Genomic DNA, 695 nt, shown 5'->3' with positions numbered 1-695 from the left:
ACAACTGGAACGTAGGTCTGCCTCGTGAAGACAAAGACGGCGCAAACTGGGAGCTGATCAAGAAGGTCGTTTCTGATACGACAGCGAAGCCAGATGCAACCGATATTGAGCTAACCAAACAACAATTCCTAGAACTACTAAAAATCCGTAGTTCAAGTGAACTGTTCCGCTTAGATACCGCTCAAGAAGTCATGAACCGTGTTGACTTCCGCAACGTTGGTAAAGACCAAGTGGAAGGCTTGATCGTTATGTCTATCGACGATGGTAAATCAGCAGGTGCCGATTTGGATTCGAAATACGATGCGATCGTTGCTGTGGTGAACTCAACATCAACAGAGAAATCATTTGTCGTGAAAGGCGCGACAGGTTTCGAGCTGCATGAAGTTCAACAAAACTCTGCAGATGACATCGTGAAAGGCGCAAGCTTCGCAAATGAAACCTTCACTGTGCCAGCACTGACTACTGCGGTATTCGTACAGCCACAAGACGGCGCGCAAGGTGCGGGTCTGCCAGTCAATACGGACAACAAAGACGTATCGAGCATTCCTCCTTTCGGTGAAACCGTGGTTTACGTGAAAGGCACAATGAACAATTGGTCAGACAACAGCGACTGGGCAATGACTTTCATTGGCAACGGCATGTACTCAGTAACAGGCGTACTTGAAGCAGGCAGCCACGAGTTCAAATTTGCAGAT

1 protein-coding gene is annotated in these 695 nt (G+C 47.8%); it reads left to right on the top strand.

The genetic code is table 11. The annotated features are described in order from the left end of the window. Positions 1-695, top strand: a 695-nt coding sequence (locus R7040_RS26730; protein WP_318097624.1) for an alpha-1,6-glucosidase domain-containing protein, incomplete at both ends; no start/stop codon positions are given.

The organism is Vibrio sp. 1069 (assembly GCF_033340555.1).
Note: the sequence above shows the minus strand (reverse complement) of the source record. Positions and strands in the feature narration are given on the sequence as shown.